The organism is Nocardia sp. NBC_00565, from assembly GCF_036345915.1.
In the GTDB taxonomy this organism is placed as follows: domain Bacteria; phylum Actinomycetota; class Actinomycetes; order Mycobacteriales; family Mycobacteriaceae; genus Nocardia.
In genome coordinates this window covers 2,126,298-2,141,610 of record NZ_CP107785.1, presented here as the reverse complement: position 1 = coordinate 2,141,610, position 15,313 = coordinate 2,126,298, and the positions used below count along the sequence as shown (strand labels likewise).

The following is a 15,313-nucleotide window of genomic DNA, read 5'->3' as shown; positions in this document are numbered from 1 at the left end:
CGTGCTGTGGTCAGCTCAGCTTGTGGTCAGCTCAGCGCCGCAACGGCTTTCGCGATTTCGGCGGCGGCGGCGCGCAGGATGTCTTCCGATGTGGCGTAGGAGATGCGCAGATAGGACGGCGCACCATAGGCGGAGCCCTGGATCGTCGCGACCGACGCATGCTCGAGCAGGTACAGCACGGCGTCCTGGTCGGTCTCGAGCAGCCGCCCGTCCGGAGTCCGCTTACCGAGCAGCCCGGCGCACCCGACGAACAGGTAGAACGCACCCTGCGGCAGTACCGGCGTGAGCCCCTCCACCTCGGAGAGCAGCTCGAATATGATGTCGCGGCGCGCGCGGTAACGCGCGATCGACTCGGCGACGAAACTCTGGTCGCCCGCAATCGCCGCGGCCGCGGCCGCCTGGCTGATCGAGGACGGGCAGGACGAACTCTGCGACTGCAGCTTGTTGATCGCCGCGATGAGCCCCGGGTTGCCGACGCCGTACCCGAGCCGCCAGCCGGTCATCGCATACGACTTGGACACCCCGTTGACAACGAAGATCTGATCGCGAAGATGCGGCGCCACCGACAGCAGGCTCGCGCTCGGCGCGTCGGTGAAGACGATCTCGTCATAGATTTCGTCGCACAGGACACTGACATGCGGGTGACGTTCCAGTACAGCCGCGAGCGCCGCCAATTCCGCCGCGTCGTATATCGCGCCGGTCGGGTTGGACGGTCCGTTGAGGATCACCCACTTGGTGGCGGGCGTGATCGCCGCGTCCAACTTCGCCGCGGTGAGCAGGAAACGATCCGATTCGGGGCAGTCCACGACAATCGGGGTGCCGCCGTGCACGGTGACGATATCCGGATACGACACCCAGTACGGCGACGCGACGATGACCTCACTGCCTTGCTCGACGGTCGCCATCAGCGCCAGGAAGATGACCTGTTTGGCCCCGCCGCCGACGGTGATCTCGCGGTCGTCGAAGGCGATGCCGGTGCGGTCGGACATCCGTGTCGCGACCGCTGCGCGCAGTGCGGGAATCCCGTTCACGGCAGTGTATTTGGTGAGCCCGGAGTCCATCGCCGCGACCGCGGCGGCCTTCACATGATCGGGAGTGTCGAAATCCGGTTCACCGACGGTCAAGTCGAGTATCTCTCGTCCCGACGCGCGCAGCTCGCGAACCCGTTGCGCCGCAGCGGTACTCGGTGACTCGCGCATGCGCTCGACACGTGCGGCGGGGACGAACGCGGACATGATTCCTCCTGGAGGGCATGGATGTGACTGATTTCAGAACGCCAACAGCACCTTGGCCGAGGCCGCGGCGTCCTTGGCCACGGCGAAGGCCTCGAGCGCGTCCTGGACGGCGAACTCGTGGCTGATCACCGGTGCGACGACGAGGCTGCCATCGGCGAGCGCGCCGAGTACGGCGTCGATTTCGTCATTGAACCGGAAGGATCCCAGTACCTCGAGTTCGCGCGTGATGACCAGCGACAGCGGTGCGGGCTGCAGTCCGGTCGGCAGCAGTCCGAGCAGCACCACCCGACCGCCTCGGGTCGCTCCGCGAATGGCGGATTCGAGTCCGTATCGGTTGCCGGAGCATTCGATGACGACATCGGCGTCCACGGCGGCGATCGCGTCCGCGTCATCGGCCCGCAGTGTCGTGGTCGCGCCCAGCTCACCCGCGATGGCGAGTGGATAGTCGTGGATGTCGACGGCCGTGATCGCCCGCGCACCGGCCCGGCGCAGCACCGAAACCACGAGGGCGCCGATAGGACCGCAACCGACGACGAGTGCGGTCCTTCCCGCGACCTCGCCCGCGCGCGCTACCGCATGCCAGGCGACGGCGGCCGGTTCCGCGACCGCGGCCGTGCGCAGCGACAGGTCATCGGGCAGCGGCCGGAGCATCCGCGACGGCAGCACCGCATAGCGGGTGAAGGCTCCGTCCGTATGCGGAAACTGTGCCGCGCTACCGAGATACGTGCACCCCTGCGAGAGGTTCGGCCGATCGGCGGGATAGCGCGGGCTGTCCCCGCCCGGCGTCGCCGGATGCACGGCGACCCGGGTACCGGCCGGGGGTCCGCTGCCGTCGGTGGCCTGGCGGACCACCGTGCCGACGACTTCGTGGCCGAGCAGCATGGGCGCCTTCAAGATCGATTCACCCGCCGCACCATGGGTCCAGTAGTGCAGATCGGATCCGCAGATACCGCCATAGGCGATCTCGACGACGGCGTCGGATGATTCGGGCCGCCGCAGGGGTATCGCTTCGACGCGCAGGTCACCCGCGGCATGGGCGACGACGCCGAGTGTCCTTGTGGGCAGGTCGATTTCGGTGCTGGACATGGGCGCTCAGTCGTTGCGTCGGTTGAATTCGAGTCCGCCGGGCACCTGGAAGGTCGGCATGATCTCGATCAGCCCGAGGTTCACATGACGCGGCGCTTCGATGGCGTACTCGACGGTGTCGGCGATGTCCTTCGTCGTCAGGGATTCGAAGCCCTCGTAATAGGTATCCCAGGCCTCCCGCATCGCTTCGGGGGTGCCGCCGAGATTGCGTCCGAAGATTTCGGTCTCCACCCGTCCCGGGCAGATCTCGGTGACGCGGATGCGCTTGCCGATGACATCGTTGCGCAGCTGCCGCGAGATCTGGTGGATGGCGGCCTTGGTCGCGTGATACGCGGTGTGGCCGTAGAAGTTGTAGAGACCGGCGATCGAGCTGATATTGACGATATGGCCGAGGTCGCGTTCGACCATACCGGGCATCAGCAGTCGGCAAAGATGAAGTACGGCACGTAGATTCACATCGACCATGGCATCCACCGCCTCGGTCGACGCGTCGAGGATGTTCCCGGTCGCCGATACCCCGGCGTTGTTGACCAGGATGTCGATCTCGAGATCGGCGACCGCACCGGTCAGTGCCGCGGTATCGGTGATATCGACGGCGAGCGGAATCATTCCGGTCTTGGCCGCCACGTCATCGAGCCGTTCGGGATTGCGCGCGAGTCCATAGACGGACAGGCCACGTTTGGTGAGCATCTCGGCGACCGCGGCGCCCATACCGGTATTCGCTCCGGTGACGAGGGCGGTTCGGTAATCGTCGAAAGGCATGGCACTCCTTGATCTTTCGGTGCGGAATCGTCAGAGCGTGTCGCGCAGCGGCTGGTGGGCCCGGTCGGTGACGGTGCTGACCGCGGCCAGGGTGCCCAGTGCGGTGACGACGGCGTAGACGGCGGGGATATAGATGCCGAAATGCGGGATCGCCCAGGTCATCAGGAGCGGGGCGGTGCCGCCGAAGATGGCCGAGGAGATGTTGTAGCCGAGGCCGTAGGCGGAGTATCGAACCCGGGTCGGGAACAGTTCGACGATGAGAATGTGGACGACCGCGGTGTGGCCGGCGAAGATGACCGCCATGATGCACGCGCCGAGCACGGCCAGCGCGAAATTACCGGTCGCGATGAGGGCGTAGCACGGGATGGCGCCGATGGCCATCGCGATCGCGGCGCCGGCCATCACCTTCTTGCGGCCGAGTTTGTCCGACAGTCCGCCCATGAACGGAATCGCGATACAGATCGCGACCAGACTGGCCGCGGTGACGAGCAGGGCGGTGCCGGTGGAGAATCCGATCTTGTCGCCCTTGAGGAATGTCGGCATGTAGGAGAACAGGACGTAATAGCCGGAGCCGTTCATCAGTGGGATGAACAAGGCAAGGAGCATGGCCCTGCGGTGCTCGGGCGTTGCGAAGGCTTCCTTCAGCGGATTGCGCGACAGTCCGCCGGATTCCTTGAGCTTTCCGAAGTTCGGGGTGTCGCTGATCGCGCGGCGGATGTACCAGCCGATGACACCCATGGGGATGGCGATGAGGAACGGGACGCGCCAGGCCCAGCTTCCGAATCCGCCGCCGTGGATGGCGCTCGTATTCAGCCAGGGGGACATCGTGTAGGCGACGAGGGTGCCGGTCAGCAGCGCCAGGAAGGAGGCGATCTGGGCGTAACTGGTGATCAGCCCGCGTTTGCCCGCCGGAGCGTGCTCGGCGAGGAAGGTCATCGCGCCCGCGGCCTCGCCGCCGACCGAGAATCCCTGCGCCAGCCGCAGGGCGATCAGCAGTGTCGGCGCCGCGATCCCGACGGCGGCATAGGTCGGTAGCACACCGATCCCCGCCGTCGCGACGCTGATGAGCAGGATGACGAAGACGAGCATTTTCTGGCGACCGATCTTGTCGCCCAGAATGCCGCACACCACCGCGCCCAGCGGCCGCACGAAGAAGGAGATCGCGTACCCCGCGAATACCAGCATCAGGGCATCGCTCGACTTGGAGACATCGAAGAACACGATGGCCAGCGCCGTCGCCATGAAGGCGAAGATGCCGTTGTCGTAGAGCTCGACGAAGATGCCGACGCAGCCGGCGAGCACGACCTTGCGGATCGAGCCGGGTCGCGGCCGATGATCGGTCGTCTCGAGGTCGGGCACCGAACCCGCGGTGGTCGGTGAGATCGTGTCGGTCATGCGTACTCCAGGTTACTGAGCGGGCTCGAAAGGCCGCGGGAAGGCGGGGGGAAGCTGATTGCGCTGGTGTGGACGGGAATGCGGAGGCTGTCGAATGCGGTCGCCACCCGCGCGCGTAGTCGATCGATCGCGGCCTGCTGCGCCCGGTAGCGGCGCACCGCGTCGGGTACGGTGACGCGCCGGAATCGGACCCGCTGGCCGGGCCTGGCCTGCCCGAGCCGCGATAAACCGGTAGCGGTGACGACCGCCAGCACCGGATAGCCGGCCGTGACACCCCGGCCACGGTGCAGGACCAGCAGTTCGTCGCCGGCCGGCACCTCCACGGCCCCGATCGGCACGCCCCGGGACAGGATCTCGGTCCGGCTCTCCCGGCGTGGGACGGCGGCATCGGGATCGGCGGGGGTGAGCCGGAGTCCGATGTGATTGCTATTGGCGCCGATCACGAAGGGAGTCCGGCACAGTCGCTCGGCGGACGTGCCGAATTCGTCGATGTCGGGTCCGTCGGTGACGTCGATCCACCAGCTGCCGGTGAATTCGGCCGCTCGCGCGCCGAACCGGAAGAGCGGAATTCGGAAATACGGGTGGTCGATCGCCGGTCCGTCGACGGCGACGGCGATGTCATCGCCGGCCATCAGTTGCCGACCGAATCCGAGAACCGAATCCGGAGCGCAACTGCCGAGCAGATAGTTCGCGGAGATGGACCCGTGCACAGCGAGGTAGACCCTGAGTCCATCGCGGATGCCGCGGACGGTGAGTTCGGTGCCCGCAGGCCAAACGAACGGTTCCCACTGGGTGCGTGTGACACCGGCGACGCGTATGTCGGCGGGGGCGCCCGTGACCGCGACGAGCAGGTCGGTGCTTGCCACGGCACCGAAGTCCATGGCGACGAGTTCGAGCAATGGTGCGGTGGGCGCACTGGCGACCAGCGCGTTGGCGACCTCGGCGCTGTACTGGTCCAGGGCCCCGCCGGTCAGCTGCCCTATCCTCGACGCCCACCGACGGCCGAGATCCTGGATCCAGCTGATCCCCGGAGTCGTCACAGTGATGGTTTCAGCCATGGCGCACCCCCCTCGTACCTGGACCAGTCGTGCGCCGCGATGGCATAGAACCGGAACGTGTCACCCGGCCGAAAGTCCGACAGCGGCTCGGTGCCGAGATCGACCATGGTGAGCGGGGTCCGGCCGATCACCGGCCACCCACCCGGCGCGGGGCGTGCGGAGATGACCGCTTGGCGACCGGCGACCGCCACCGCGCCCGCCGGCACGTGGGGGCGCGGAACGGCGCGGCGCGGCACCGGTCGCGGAAAGGCCGGACCGTCCAGCATCGGCGCACCGCCGGGAGATCCGAAGCAGCGCATGGTCAGTGGCGCCGAGCCGTGTAGGCGAATCACTTCGTCCGGGGACAGGTCGAGGTGCTGTGCCACCTCGTCGAGGTCCGGCCCGAATTCACCGCCATAGACCACGGGAACGTCGAAGTGCCGACTCCGGTGCCGCGGCGCGGACGTCGATCCCGGGACCAGCTGCTCGATCAACCCCCGAATGGCATCGTGACTGCTTGCCGCGCAGTCGAATTCGACGAGCAGCGCATCGTAGGTCGCAATGCTGCCGGTGATCGCGAACCGGTCGGCGTGATTGTCGAGGGTGGTGGCGAGCGTATGTACGATCCGCCAGCGTTCTTCCGGGTCGGCGTCGAGTGCGGTGACACGTACCGCGGAGTCCCCGCAGTCCGCGATATCCGTTATGCCGGACATGATTCGGTTTCCCGCTCGGCACGATCCGCGAGCACCTCGGGCAGCGCGACGATCTCGACGCCGACGTCGGTGAGCGCGGCCCGAATCGCCTTCGCATTGCGCACCGCGTCGCCGTTATCACCATGCAGCAGCAGGGTGTCCGCCTCGACCGGGATCGGTGTGCCCTCGACAGCGTCGATGAATCCTTCGGTCACCAGTCGGACCGCGCGCCGGACGAGTTCGTCGGTGTCATGGATGACCGCACCCGGCTCCGATCGGGGCACGAGCGTGCCGTCGGCGTGGTAGGCACGGTCGACGACACCGACGATGGCAACGCGAATCCCTTGTGCACGAGCGTAATCGGCGAGTTCACCAGCCTGCGCGAGAACGATCAGGCTCGGGTCGAACGACCGGATGGCATCGACGACGGCGGCGGCATAGTCGGCGCGGGTAGCCACCAGATTGCCCAACCGGCCGTGCGGTGTGACGTGTGACAGCGTGGTCGCGTGCGTGACCGCGAAGGCCTGCAGCGCGCCGAGTTGGTACAGCACATCCGTGCGCACCTCGTCGGCGGAGAGGTCCATCGCACGGCGGCCGAAACCGACGAGATCCGGAAAGCTCGGATGCGCGCCGACCCGGATGCCGCGAGCGACGCAGTGCGCCACCGCGCGGTCCATGGTCCGCGGATCTCCGGCGTGGAAGCCGCAGGCTACGTTGGCCGAGGTGAGCACATCCAACAGCGCGTCGTCATCGCCCATCGTCCACGCTCCGAAGCTCTCGCCGACGTCGGCGACGAGATCGATCTTCCGTGCCATTGATGCCTCCGCGGGGTGGGAAACTGCGAGCGCCGTTCTTGTGAACTTTCGGTGTTACGGACGGTACGCAGGTTCCCTCGGGGGCCGGTAATACCTGTTTTTGGTGAGGCGATAACGAACCTCTATGGTGTCTGAACAGCGACAATGCGAAGGGCCGCGGTTGACGGCCGCGAATTCGGTACCGCGGTGTATCCGGCGGGCAACAATGCGGAAATCATCGCGTGCGACAACGTCGCTTCCAGGAAGGTGAACCGAAGTGGATACCCGACGTTTGTTCTCGTTCGTTCGTATCGTGGATGCTGGCAGCATCACCCGTGCGGCGGATATCCTGCACATCGCCCAGCCGGCGCTGAGCCAGCAGATGACGGCGCTGGAGGCCCACTTCGGTCAGCAACTGCTGATCCGGCACAAGCAGGGCGTGGAGCCCACCGATGCGGGCCGCGCCCTGTACCGCCACGCGCAGATCATCTTGCGACAGGTGCAGAGTGCGCAGGCCGAGGTGAGCGTCGTCGGGCGCGAGCTGGCGGGTGGGGTATCGGTCGGGCTCGCCCCCTACAGCACCGTGCACGCGATCGCCCTGCCGTTGCTCACCGCGGTGCGCGAGCGGTACCCCAGCATCCTGCTGCACATCAACGAGAACTTCGGCGGCGTGCTCAGCGAGGCAATGATGACCGGCCGGATGGATATGGCGCTGCTCTATGACGCCGGGCCGATCAAGGGCGTCACCTTCGAGCCACTGCTCACCGAGGAACTGATGGTCGTCGCCCCGACCGGTACCGGACTGCCCGGTGATACGGGTGCCGCGGTCTCGATCCAACAGCTGGCGGGCCTGCCGCTGCTCCTACCCGGCCCGATGCACACGATCCGCAAGGTCGTGGAGCAGGCCTACGATCACGCCCTCGAACAAGCACATGTCGTCGGGGAGGTGGAATCGGTGACGCTGATGGCGCAGGCCGTACGAAATGGTCTGGGCGCCACCGTATTACCGCTGTCGGTGGCCCGGCGCATCATGAACGTCGACAACCTCGAATTGCGCCGCATCGAGCCGGCGATCACGGTCCAGGTGTCGCTGGGCACACCGACGAATCAGCCGCTGTCCAAACCCGCCGAGGCGGTGCGCGAGTTACTGCGGGCCGTCGTCGCCGATTACATCAGGAACAGCGCGGGGCGCAGCGCTCAGTAACCCCGCTCGATATCGATGGTCGCGAGCAGCGGCTGTCCGGCGGCGAACCGTTCGACGTTTGCCGACACATGGTCGGCGAGCACCGCGGTCAGACCGGTTTTCGGATTGGCGACGTGCGGGGTCACGATGGCATTGGGCAGTGTCCACAGCGGATGACCCTCCGGAAGCGGTTCCGGATCGGTCACATCGAGGGCGGCGCCACCGATCGAGCCGTCGGCCAGCGCGCGCACCAGAGCGTCGGTGTCGATCAGCGCGCCGCGGGCCACGTTGACGATCCACGCCGTCGACTTCATACCGGCCAGTGCGGCCGCGTCGACCAGCTGTGCCGTTTCCGACGTCGCTGGCGCGGCGAGCACGAAATGATCTGCGCGCGACCAGATTTCGGTAGTCCGGGTGGCGTCGACCGTTTCGCTCGCACCGGGCACCGGGACACCCGACCGCGTCACCGCGAGCACCTTCGCACCGAATGCGGTGAGCAAGGGAATCATGGCCCGGCCGATGCCACCGCAGCCAACGATCGCGACAGTCGCGCCGTGCAGCGTCGCGACCCGGTGATCGAATTCGGCCTTGCGCCATGATGTCGCGCGCACCTGTTCGGCAAGTGCGCGCACGCCGGCGAGCAGCAGCGCGACGCCGTGCTCGGCGACATTGCGTGCGTACACACCGGCCGCGGATGTCCATACGCGGCGTTCGTCCACAATTCCGGCGGAGATCCACGGTTCGACACCGGCAGAAGGCAATTGGACCCAGCGCACGGAGCTGGGCAGGCGGTCGGGGAAGGTATCGGGCCCCTGCGACCATACGACGGCGTCGGCGTACTCGAGCGGTACCAGGACACCGCCGCCCTGCTCGATTCCCCAGGCGAGGGCGGGATCTCTGTTGGGGCCGAGGTGGATTCGCGGAGCAGTGGTAGACAGCACGGTTCGCTTTCGATGTCGTGGACGGTTGACGGGCTCTCACACGACGGCGGTCAGACCGCCGTCGACATACAGGATCTGGCCGTTGACGAAGTCCGACGCCGCCGAGGCGAGGAACAGCAGCGCACCGACGAGTTCCTCGGTACGCCCCCATCGACCCGCCGGCGTGCGCTTGGTGAGCCAGGCGCTGAACTCGGCGTCGTTGACCAGCGCCGCCGTCAGCTCGGTATCGAAGTAACCGGGCGCGATCGCGTTGACCTGCAGTCCGAGCGGCCCCCAGTCCGCGCACATGCCGCGAGTGAGCATCTTCAGCCCACCCTTGCTGGCCGCGTACGGTGCGATACCGGTCCGGCCCAATTCACTTTGCACCGAACAGATGTTCACGATCTTCCCGCGCCCGCGCTCGACCATCGCGCGTGCGAACTCCCGCCCCACGCAGAACGCACTGAACAGATTGGTATCCAGCACGCGCCGAAAATCGTTGTCGGAGAACTCCAGCAGCGGACTTCGATGCTGAATTCCGGTGTTGTTCACCACGATATCGACCGGGCCCACCTCGGCCTCGACCTGCTGTGCCGCGGCGGCCACCTGCGCGGAGTCCGTCGCGTCGAATGCGCGGATATGGACCACTCCCCCGGTGCCCGCGACGATCTCGTCCCGGCTGCGCTCGAGTGCCGCGCCATCCCGGCCGTTGAGCACGACCACCGCCCCCGCCTCGGCAAGTCCGGTCGCCAACGCGTAGCCGATGCCGCGGCTCGAGCCGGTCACCAGGGCGACCTTGCCCTCGATATCGAAACTGCGATGTGGGGTCACCGTGCCACCTTTCGGGCTGCCTGGGCAAAGTCGACCGCGGACCGGGCGATCTCGTCGGGTGTCGCCCCGAGGTCCAGCGCGATGCCGAATTCGTCGGGTTCGAGTGGCTCGAGCAGCGCCAATTGGGAGGCGAGCAGGGCCGACGGCATGAAATGGCCGTTTCGTGCGGTCATCCGTGACCGGATGGCGTCGGGCTCGCCGTCGAGGTGCACGAACGCAATCGGTTCAGGTACCTCGCGCAGCACGTCCCGATAGCGTCGCCGTAGCGCGGAACAGGCCACCACACACTGCCCTTCGCGCGACCGTATCCAGTCGCGGACCGCCGCGAGCCACGGCACCCGGTCCGCATCGGTCAGCGCGATCCCGGCGGCCATCTTCTCGATATTCGACCCGGGATGCAGGTCGTCGGCATCGAGGAATTCAGCAGCCGCCAAACCGGCCGCCCGACGCGCGATCGTCGTCTTCCCGCAACCCGTCACCCCCATCACCACGATGTGGGGTGGTCGCTCGCCGCGCATGAATATTCCTGTCCGCCGATGTGGATACCGCCGCTCGACCATGCCCGAACAGCCCGGAGCCGAGCAATGGGTCGGGAGATACCGGTTCTCGAGGACGTCATAAGAAAATGCGATATCGATGACGACCAATCACACAAACCGCCCGTTTGTGAGACCATGCTTCGCATGATCGAGAATGCGATTCTTGAACGGCCGGTACGAGCGATCGGCCAGTCGTTTCGCACGCCGGGGCGCCGGCTCCTGCACGTCATCGGGACGGTTGCGGCATTGGCCCTCACGATCGCCCCTGGCGTCGCACACGCCGATGCCCCCGAGGCCGCGGCGTCGGCCGGTTGCGGCGCACAAGCGGCGGCCCCGCAACGTTCCACGTTGCGATTCGACGCACTCGGCCGCACCGGCACCTATATTCAGGATGTTCCGCCTGCCGCCGACAGACCGCTGCCAGTGGTCCTGGACTTGCACGGCTACATCGAACCGGCCCTGATCGCGCACGAGAGCACCGGCGTCGGTGACTACGGCACCACCCACGGCTTCGTCACCATCACCCCGCAGCTGGATGAGCCCGGCCTGCCCCGCTGGGACTTCCAACCCGCGAGCGCTGATATCGGGTACCTGTCGGAACTGCTCACCCACGTCGAATCCACCCTGTGCCTCGACCAGCGGCGCGTCTACGTCACCGGACTCTCGATGGGCGCCTTCACCACTTCATCGCTGGGCTGCCAACTCTCCGACCGCATCGCGGCCATCGCACCGGTCGCCGGACTCCAGGACTTCAGCTGGTGCCAGACGACCCGGCCGGTTCCCGTTATCGCGTTCCACGGCACCGCCGACCCGATTGTCGCCTACACCGGCGGCACCGGACCGAACGCCCGCCTGCTGCCCGCACCGGACGGCGACGGCTCGGTCGTGCAGGAAGGCAAACCCAATACCAACGGCCCTGGGGCCCAAAGCATTCCGGCCAACGCGGCGGCGTGGGCACACCGCAATGGCTGCGGACCCGAGCCGCAACGCACCCAGGTCGCACCCGACGTCGAACTACAGAACTACCCCTGCCCCGCCAACGCCAGCGTCCAGCTCTACTCGATCATCAATGGCGGACACGTCTGGCCCGGCAGTCCGCTGCCCTTCCCGGAACCCCTCGTCGGCGTCAACACCACCTCCATCAAGGCCACCGAGGTCATCTGGGATTTCTTCCGCACTCACCCCCTGCCCTGAGACGACGCACAGCGGCCTACGACGACGCCTCGAGCCGGGCTTTGATCTCGTTCTTGAGCACCTTGCCGATCTTCGAGCGGGGCAGATCCGGCCAGATCTCCACGCGCTTGGGGGTTTTCACGCTGCCGAGCCGTTCCTTGACGAATGCGCGAACCTGCGCGCCGGTGACGGTGCGGCCGGGGCGGAGTTGGATGACGGCAGTCACACTTTCACCCCATTTCGAGTCGGGTAGGCCGATGACGCCGCAGTCCTGGACAGCGGGGTGGGCCAGCAGTGCCTGTTCGACCTCGGCGGAATAGACGTTGAAGCCGCCGGTGATGATCATGTCTTTGGCGCGATCGACGATATAGAGGTAGTTGTCGTCGTCGAGGTAGCCGATATCGCCGGTGTGGTGCCAGCCGTACCGACCGGCTTCGGCGGTGGCCTCGGCGTTCTTGTAGTAGCCCGCCATCACCAGCGGACCGCGGACGACGATCTCGCCACGGTTGCCCGCGGGCAGCAGGACGCCGTGATCGTCCATGATCGCGACCAGCGTCAGCGCGGTCGGTTGGCCCACCGAGCGCAGGCGCTCCCGCGCGATCGACCCGTCGGCCCGGAAATGCTGTTTCGGCGCGAGGGTGGCGATCATCATGGGCGCTTCGGATTGCCCGAACAGTTGGGCCATGACCGGTCCGATGCGGTCCAGCGCTTGTTCCAGGCGCGCCACGGACATCGGAGCCGCGCCGTACCACAGGCATTGCAGCGAATCCAGTTCGGCGCGTTCGAGTTCGGGGTGGTCCAGCAGCAGGTAGATCAGGGTGGGCGGCAGGAAGGTATGGGTGATCCGGTGTCGCCGTATCAGCGCGAGGAACTCACCCAACTCCGGCGCGGGCATCACGACGATCTCGCCACCGAGGGTCAGCACCGGGAAGCACAGCACCCCGGCCGCGTGGGTCAGCGGTGCCAACGCGAGGTAGCGCGGACGCGGATCGAACGGGTAGCTCATCAGCGTCAGCGCCGACATCGTTTCGATATTGTGCCCGGTCAAGATCACACCCTTGGGGCGGCCGGTCGTGCCCCCGGTGCCGACGAGCAGAGCGATGTCGTCGACCGGTTCGGCCTGCCACGGCTCGTCGCCGAGCCCATCGGTCCATGCGTCGAAGGATTCGGCCTCGGCAACGCCCGGTCCATCGAGGCAGACCAGGGTGGTCAGATTCGGCAGGTTCGGGACGATCGCGGCGACCAGCGGGGTGAACGAGTCCTGGAAGATCAGGCACGTGCAGTCGAAAAGGTCGAGTAGGTCGCGGTTTTCGGCGGCTTCGTTGCGCGGGTTGATCGGACACCACACCGCACCGGCCCGCGCGATGCCGAATACGCAACTGAATGCCAGGGTGTCGTTGGCGGACAGGATCGCGACTTTCGCGCCCGGGCGCACGCCGGAGCGATCCAGCGCGCGGGCGATCCGCCACGACAGCCGCTGGACCTCCGCGTAGGTCAGGGTCCGCTCGTTCATGGTCAGGCAGGGCGCGCTCGCGCCGAGCGTGGCCCCCTTGTCGAGATAGTCGGTCAAGCGCACGGGTGATCCTCGGAGAGTCGAATACTGATGTCGGGAACGGTGATTCGAGAATTCCGGCGGCCGACGCGAACCGCTGCGCCGAGGCGCGCGCCGACCACCGGAGCCGGGTCAGCTGTGCACGGTCAGCACCGGTTCCATGACCAGTCCGAAACCGCGCAGCACACCCAGCAGTTCACGATGACCGAACGCTTGGCAGCCCGATGCGAAACCGACGCGCCGGGGTGCCTGCTGCAGTAGGGAATACGCGGCGTAGGCCTGCATCAGGCCCGTCTGCTTGTAGTTGCAGTTGCCATAGATCACGCAGTGCGCGCGTCCGAGCGGGCCGGAGGCGTGCACCGAGTCCAGTGAGGTGTTGATCCGCGGATTCTCCCGCGGTGGCATCTCGTTCATCACGCCCGCCGCCTGTTCGGCGAGCACCTTGTACTTCTCTTCTCGCGGCAGGTCTTTCACCTGCTCCACGACGGCGGCCACGATCTGCGGAACGCCTTGCATGAGCGCCCGATTGAAGACACCGCCCAGCACCTTGACATTGGCCACCCGCGGGTCGCGCTTGAACCACACCGGATGCGATGTGCCGCCCCACGGCAGCGCCAGCTCGGTCTGATGCTGGCCGGGCACCGTGACGTCATAGAGACCGCCGTCGACGGGCCACTCCACGTACTGGTTCTGCTCCAGGTAATAGGCCTTCGACAGCGCCGCGTTGACCAGAATGGTCCGCGTCGAGGCGATGGTCGGGAACCCCTTCCAGAAGACCTGGATGTCGAGGGTGTCCAGACCTGGGGTCTCCAAGCAGATGTTGGCCGCGATTTCACCAGTGGTGTACATCTGGGCGAGCCCCGGCGACAGCAGCAGACCGCGCTCGGCCATCCGCCGGCCGTAGTTTTCGTCGCAGTCGATCAGCCAGTCCTGCTCACCGGTGGTGTCCAGGTAGTGGGTTCCGGCGGCGATACACGCCTCGACCACCTCGTGGCCGTACTGGGCGAACGGCCCCACAGTGTTGCAGACAACGCTCGCCCCACTGAACAACTCGGTCAGCGGACCGACCTCGTGGGCGACCTCCACCACCTCGTACGCGGCGGTCTCGATGCCGGGGATCCGCTCCATTGTCTCTTGGATGCGCGACTTGTCGCGACCGGCGGCAACGAACGCGATGTTGTACTCGCGCAGGTATTCACACACCAACCGGCCGGTGTAGCCGGAGGCGCCGTAGACGATGACGGGCTTGGCGGTAGTCATGGAAATTCGAACCTTTCATTGATAGCGATGTCAGGTCGGGCCGCGGGTCACATGCCCATGCCGCCGTCGACCGGCAGGCCGGCGCCGGTGATGAACCGGGCCGCATCCGAGGCCAGGAACACCACGGCGTCGGCCATATCGGCGACCTCACCGAGCCGCCCCGCCGGGGTGAGACCCACGACAGCGCCGACCGCTTCCTCGGGACTGCTGAACAGCCCCAGATCCGCCACATCCTGAGCCAGCTGACTGCCCATCGCGGTCGGCACCAACCCGGGGTAAACGCAGTTCACCCGGACGCCGTAGCCGAGCTTGCCCGATTCCATCGCCGCGACCCGGGTGAGCCGATCGACGCCGGACTTGGTCGCCGAATACACCGCGATACCGGGAAACGCGATGGTCGCGGCGACCGACGCGATATTGACAACCGCCCCTCCCCGGCCCGCCGCGCCGCCGGGCCGCATTGCCCGGAAGGCGTGCTTGATACCGAGCGCCGTACCGAGCAGGTTCACCTCCAGCATCCGGCGGACCTCGTCCGGGACGAGATCGACGATCAAGCTGGTGATTTCCACGCCCGCGTTGTTGACCACGATGTCCAGACCGCCGAGCGCGTCGACGGTGTTGGTGACGGCCAGCTCCCATGCGGCGTCGTCGGTCACGTCCAGCGCGACGAATTCGGCCGTGGCGCCGGACTGCCGCAATGCCTCGACCGTCTCCTTGCCCAGGTCTTCGCGGACATCACCGATGGCGACGGCGGCTCCGGCGCGGGCCAGGGCCTCGGCCATCCCCGCACCTAGCCCGCGTGCCCCGCCGGTCACCAACGCCTTGCGGCCGACCAGGTCATATCCACTCATGAC

General features: G+C 66.8%; 15 protein-coding genes. 2 read left to right on the top strand and 13 right to left on the bottom strand.

Annotation, left to right across the window (positions count from 1 at the left end; translation table 11 throughout):
• Positions 1–26: 26 nt before the first annotated feature.
• Genes OG874_RS10315 through OG874_RS10285 form a run of 7 tightly spaced genes read right to left on the bottom strand, consistent with a single transcriptional unit; the run spans position 27 to position 7,022 of the window.
• Positions 27–1,235, bottom strand: coding sequence for an aspartate transaminase (locus tag OG874_RS10315; protein WP_330254890.1), 1,209 nt, complete (start codon positions 1,233–1,235; stop codon positions 27–29).
• 33 nt (positions 1,236–1,268) lie between these two features.
• Positions 1,269–2,321, bottom strand: coding sequence for a zinc-binding dehydrogenase (locus OG874_RS10310; RefSeq protein ID WP_330254889.1), 1,053 nt, complete (start codon positions 2,319–2,321; stop codon positions 1,269–1,271).
• 6 nt (positions 2,322–2,327) lie between these two features.
• Positions 2,328–3,083: an SDR family oxidoreductase gene (locus OG874_RS10305; RefSeq protein WP_330254888.1), complete on the bottom strand. Its 756-nt coding sequence runs from the start codon at positions 3,081–3,083 to the stop codon at positions 2,328–2,330.
• A gap of 30 nt (positions 3,084–3,113) precedes the next feature.
• The gene (locus OG874_RS10300) at positions 3,114–4,478 is read right to left on the bottom strand and encodes an MFS transporter (protein ID WP_330254887.1); all 1,365 of its coding nucleotides are present in this window, start codon (positions 4,476–4,478) and stop codon (positions 3,114–3,116) included.
• Positions 4,475–5,536: a biotin-dependent carboxyltransferase family protein gene (locus tag OG874_RS10295; RefSeq protein WP_330254886.1), complete on the bottom strand. Its 1,062-nt coding sequence runs from the start codon at positions 5,534–5,536 to the stop codon at positions 4,475–4,477. The genes OG874_RS10300 and OG874_RS10295 overlap by 4 nt, the downstream gene beginning before the upstream one ends.
• Entirely contained in the window at positions 5,515–6,228 is a 714-nt protein-coding gene (locus tag OG874_RS10290; RefSeq protein ID WP_330254885.1) for a 5-oxoprolinase subunit B family protein, read from the bottom strand. Before OG874_RS10290 ends, OG874_RS10295 begins: the two co-directional genes overlap by 22 nt.
• A complete protein-coding gene (locus tag OG874_RS10285) occupies positions 6,216–7,022 on the bottom strand; it encodes a LamB/YcsF family protein (RefSeq protein ID WP_330254884.1) in 807 nt (268 codons plus the stop codon). Before OG874_RS10285 ends, OG874_RS10290 begins: the two co-directional genes overlap by 13 nt.
• Positions 7,023–7,293: 271 nt before the next feature.
• Here OG874_RS10285 and nac point away from each other — a divergent pair, with 271 nt between their 5' ends.
• Complete coding sequence (gene nac / locus OG874_RS10280; RefSeq protein ID WP_330257246.1) at positions 7,294–8,205, top strand: nitrogen assimilation transcriptional regulator NAC; 912 nt, start codon at positions 7,294–7,296, stop codon at positions 8,203–8,205.
• Here the strand turns inward: nac and OG874_RS10275 are convergent.
• Genes OG874_RS10275 through OG874_RS10265 form a run of 3 tightly spaced genes read right to left on the bottom strand, consistent with a single transcriptional unit; the run spans position 8,199 to position 10,453 of the window.
• Complete coding sequence (locus OG874_RS10275) at positions 8,199–9,125, bottom strand: D-isomer specific 2-hydroxyacid dehydrogenase family protein (protein WP_330254883.1); 927 nt, start codon at positions 9,123–9,125, stop codon at positions 8,199–8,201. The two genes, nac and OG874_RS10275, sit on opposite strands and share 7 nt — an antisense overlap.
• Positions 9,126–9,161: 36 nt before the next feature.
• Positions 9,162–9,935, bottom strand: coding sequence for an SDR family oxidoreductase (locus OG874_RS10270; protein ID WP_330254882.1), 774 nt, complete (start codon positions 9,933–9,935; stop codon positions 9,162–9,164).
• A complete protein-coding gene (locus OG874_RS10265; protein WP_330254881.1) occupies positions 9,932–10,453 on the bottom strand; it encodes a gluconokinase in 522 nt (173 codons plus the stop codon). The genes OG874_RS10270 and OG874_RS10265 overlap by 4 nt, the downstream gene beginning before the upstream one ends.
• Before the next feature lie 165 nt (positions 10,454–10,618).
• Here OG874_RS10265 and OG874_RS10260 point away from each other — a divergent pair, with 165 nt between their 5' ends.
• Entirely contained in the window at positions 10,619–11,668 is a 1,050-nt protein-coding gene (locus OG874_RS10260) for an alpha/beta hydrolase family esterase (protein ID WP_330254880.1), read from the top strand.
• Positions 11,669–11,684: 16 nt separating this feature from the next.
• Here OG874_RS10260 and OG874_RS10255 read toward each other — a convergent pair whose 3' ends face one another.
• From OG874_RS10255 to OG874_RS10245, 3 genes are all read right to left on the bottom strand, one after another.
• Positions 11,685–13,223 carry an acyl-CoA synthetase gene (locus OG874_RS10255; protein ID WP_330254879.1) on the bottom strand — a complete coding sequence of 513 codons (1,539 nt, stop codon included), beginning with the start codon at positions 13,221–13,223 and terminating at the stop codon, positions 11,685–11,687.
• A gap of 108 nt (positions 13,224–13,331) precedes the next feature.
• On the bottom strand, positions 13,332–14,459 hold the full coding sequence (locus tag OG874_RS10250; RefSeq protein ID WP_330254878.1) for a DUF5938 domain-containing protein: 1,128 nt from the start codon (positions 14,457–14,459) through the stop codon (positions 13,332–13,334).
• Between the two features lie 47 nt (positions 14,460–14,506).
• A complete protein-coding gene (locus tag OG874_RS10245; protein WP_330254877.1) occupies positions 14,507–15,310 on the bottom strand; it encodes an SDR family NAD(P)-dependent oxidoreductase in 804 nt (267 codons plus the stop codon).
• Positions 15,311–15,313: the final 3 nt, after the last annotated feature.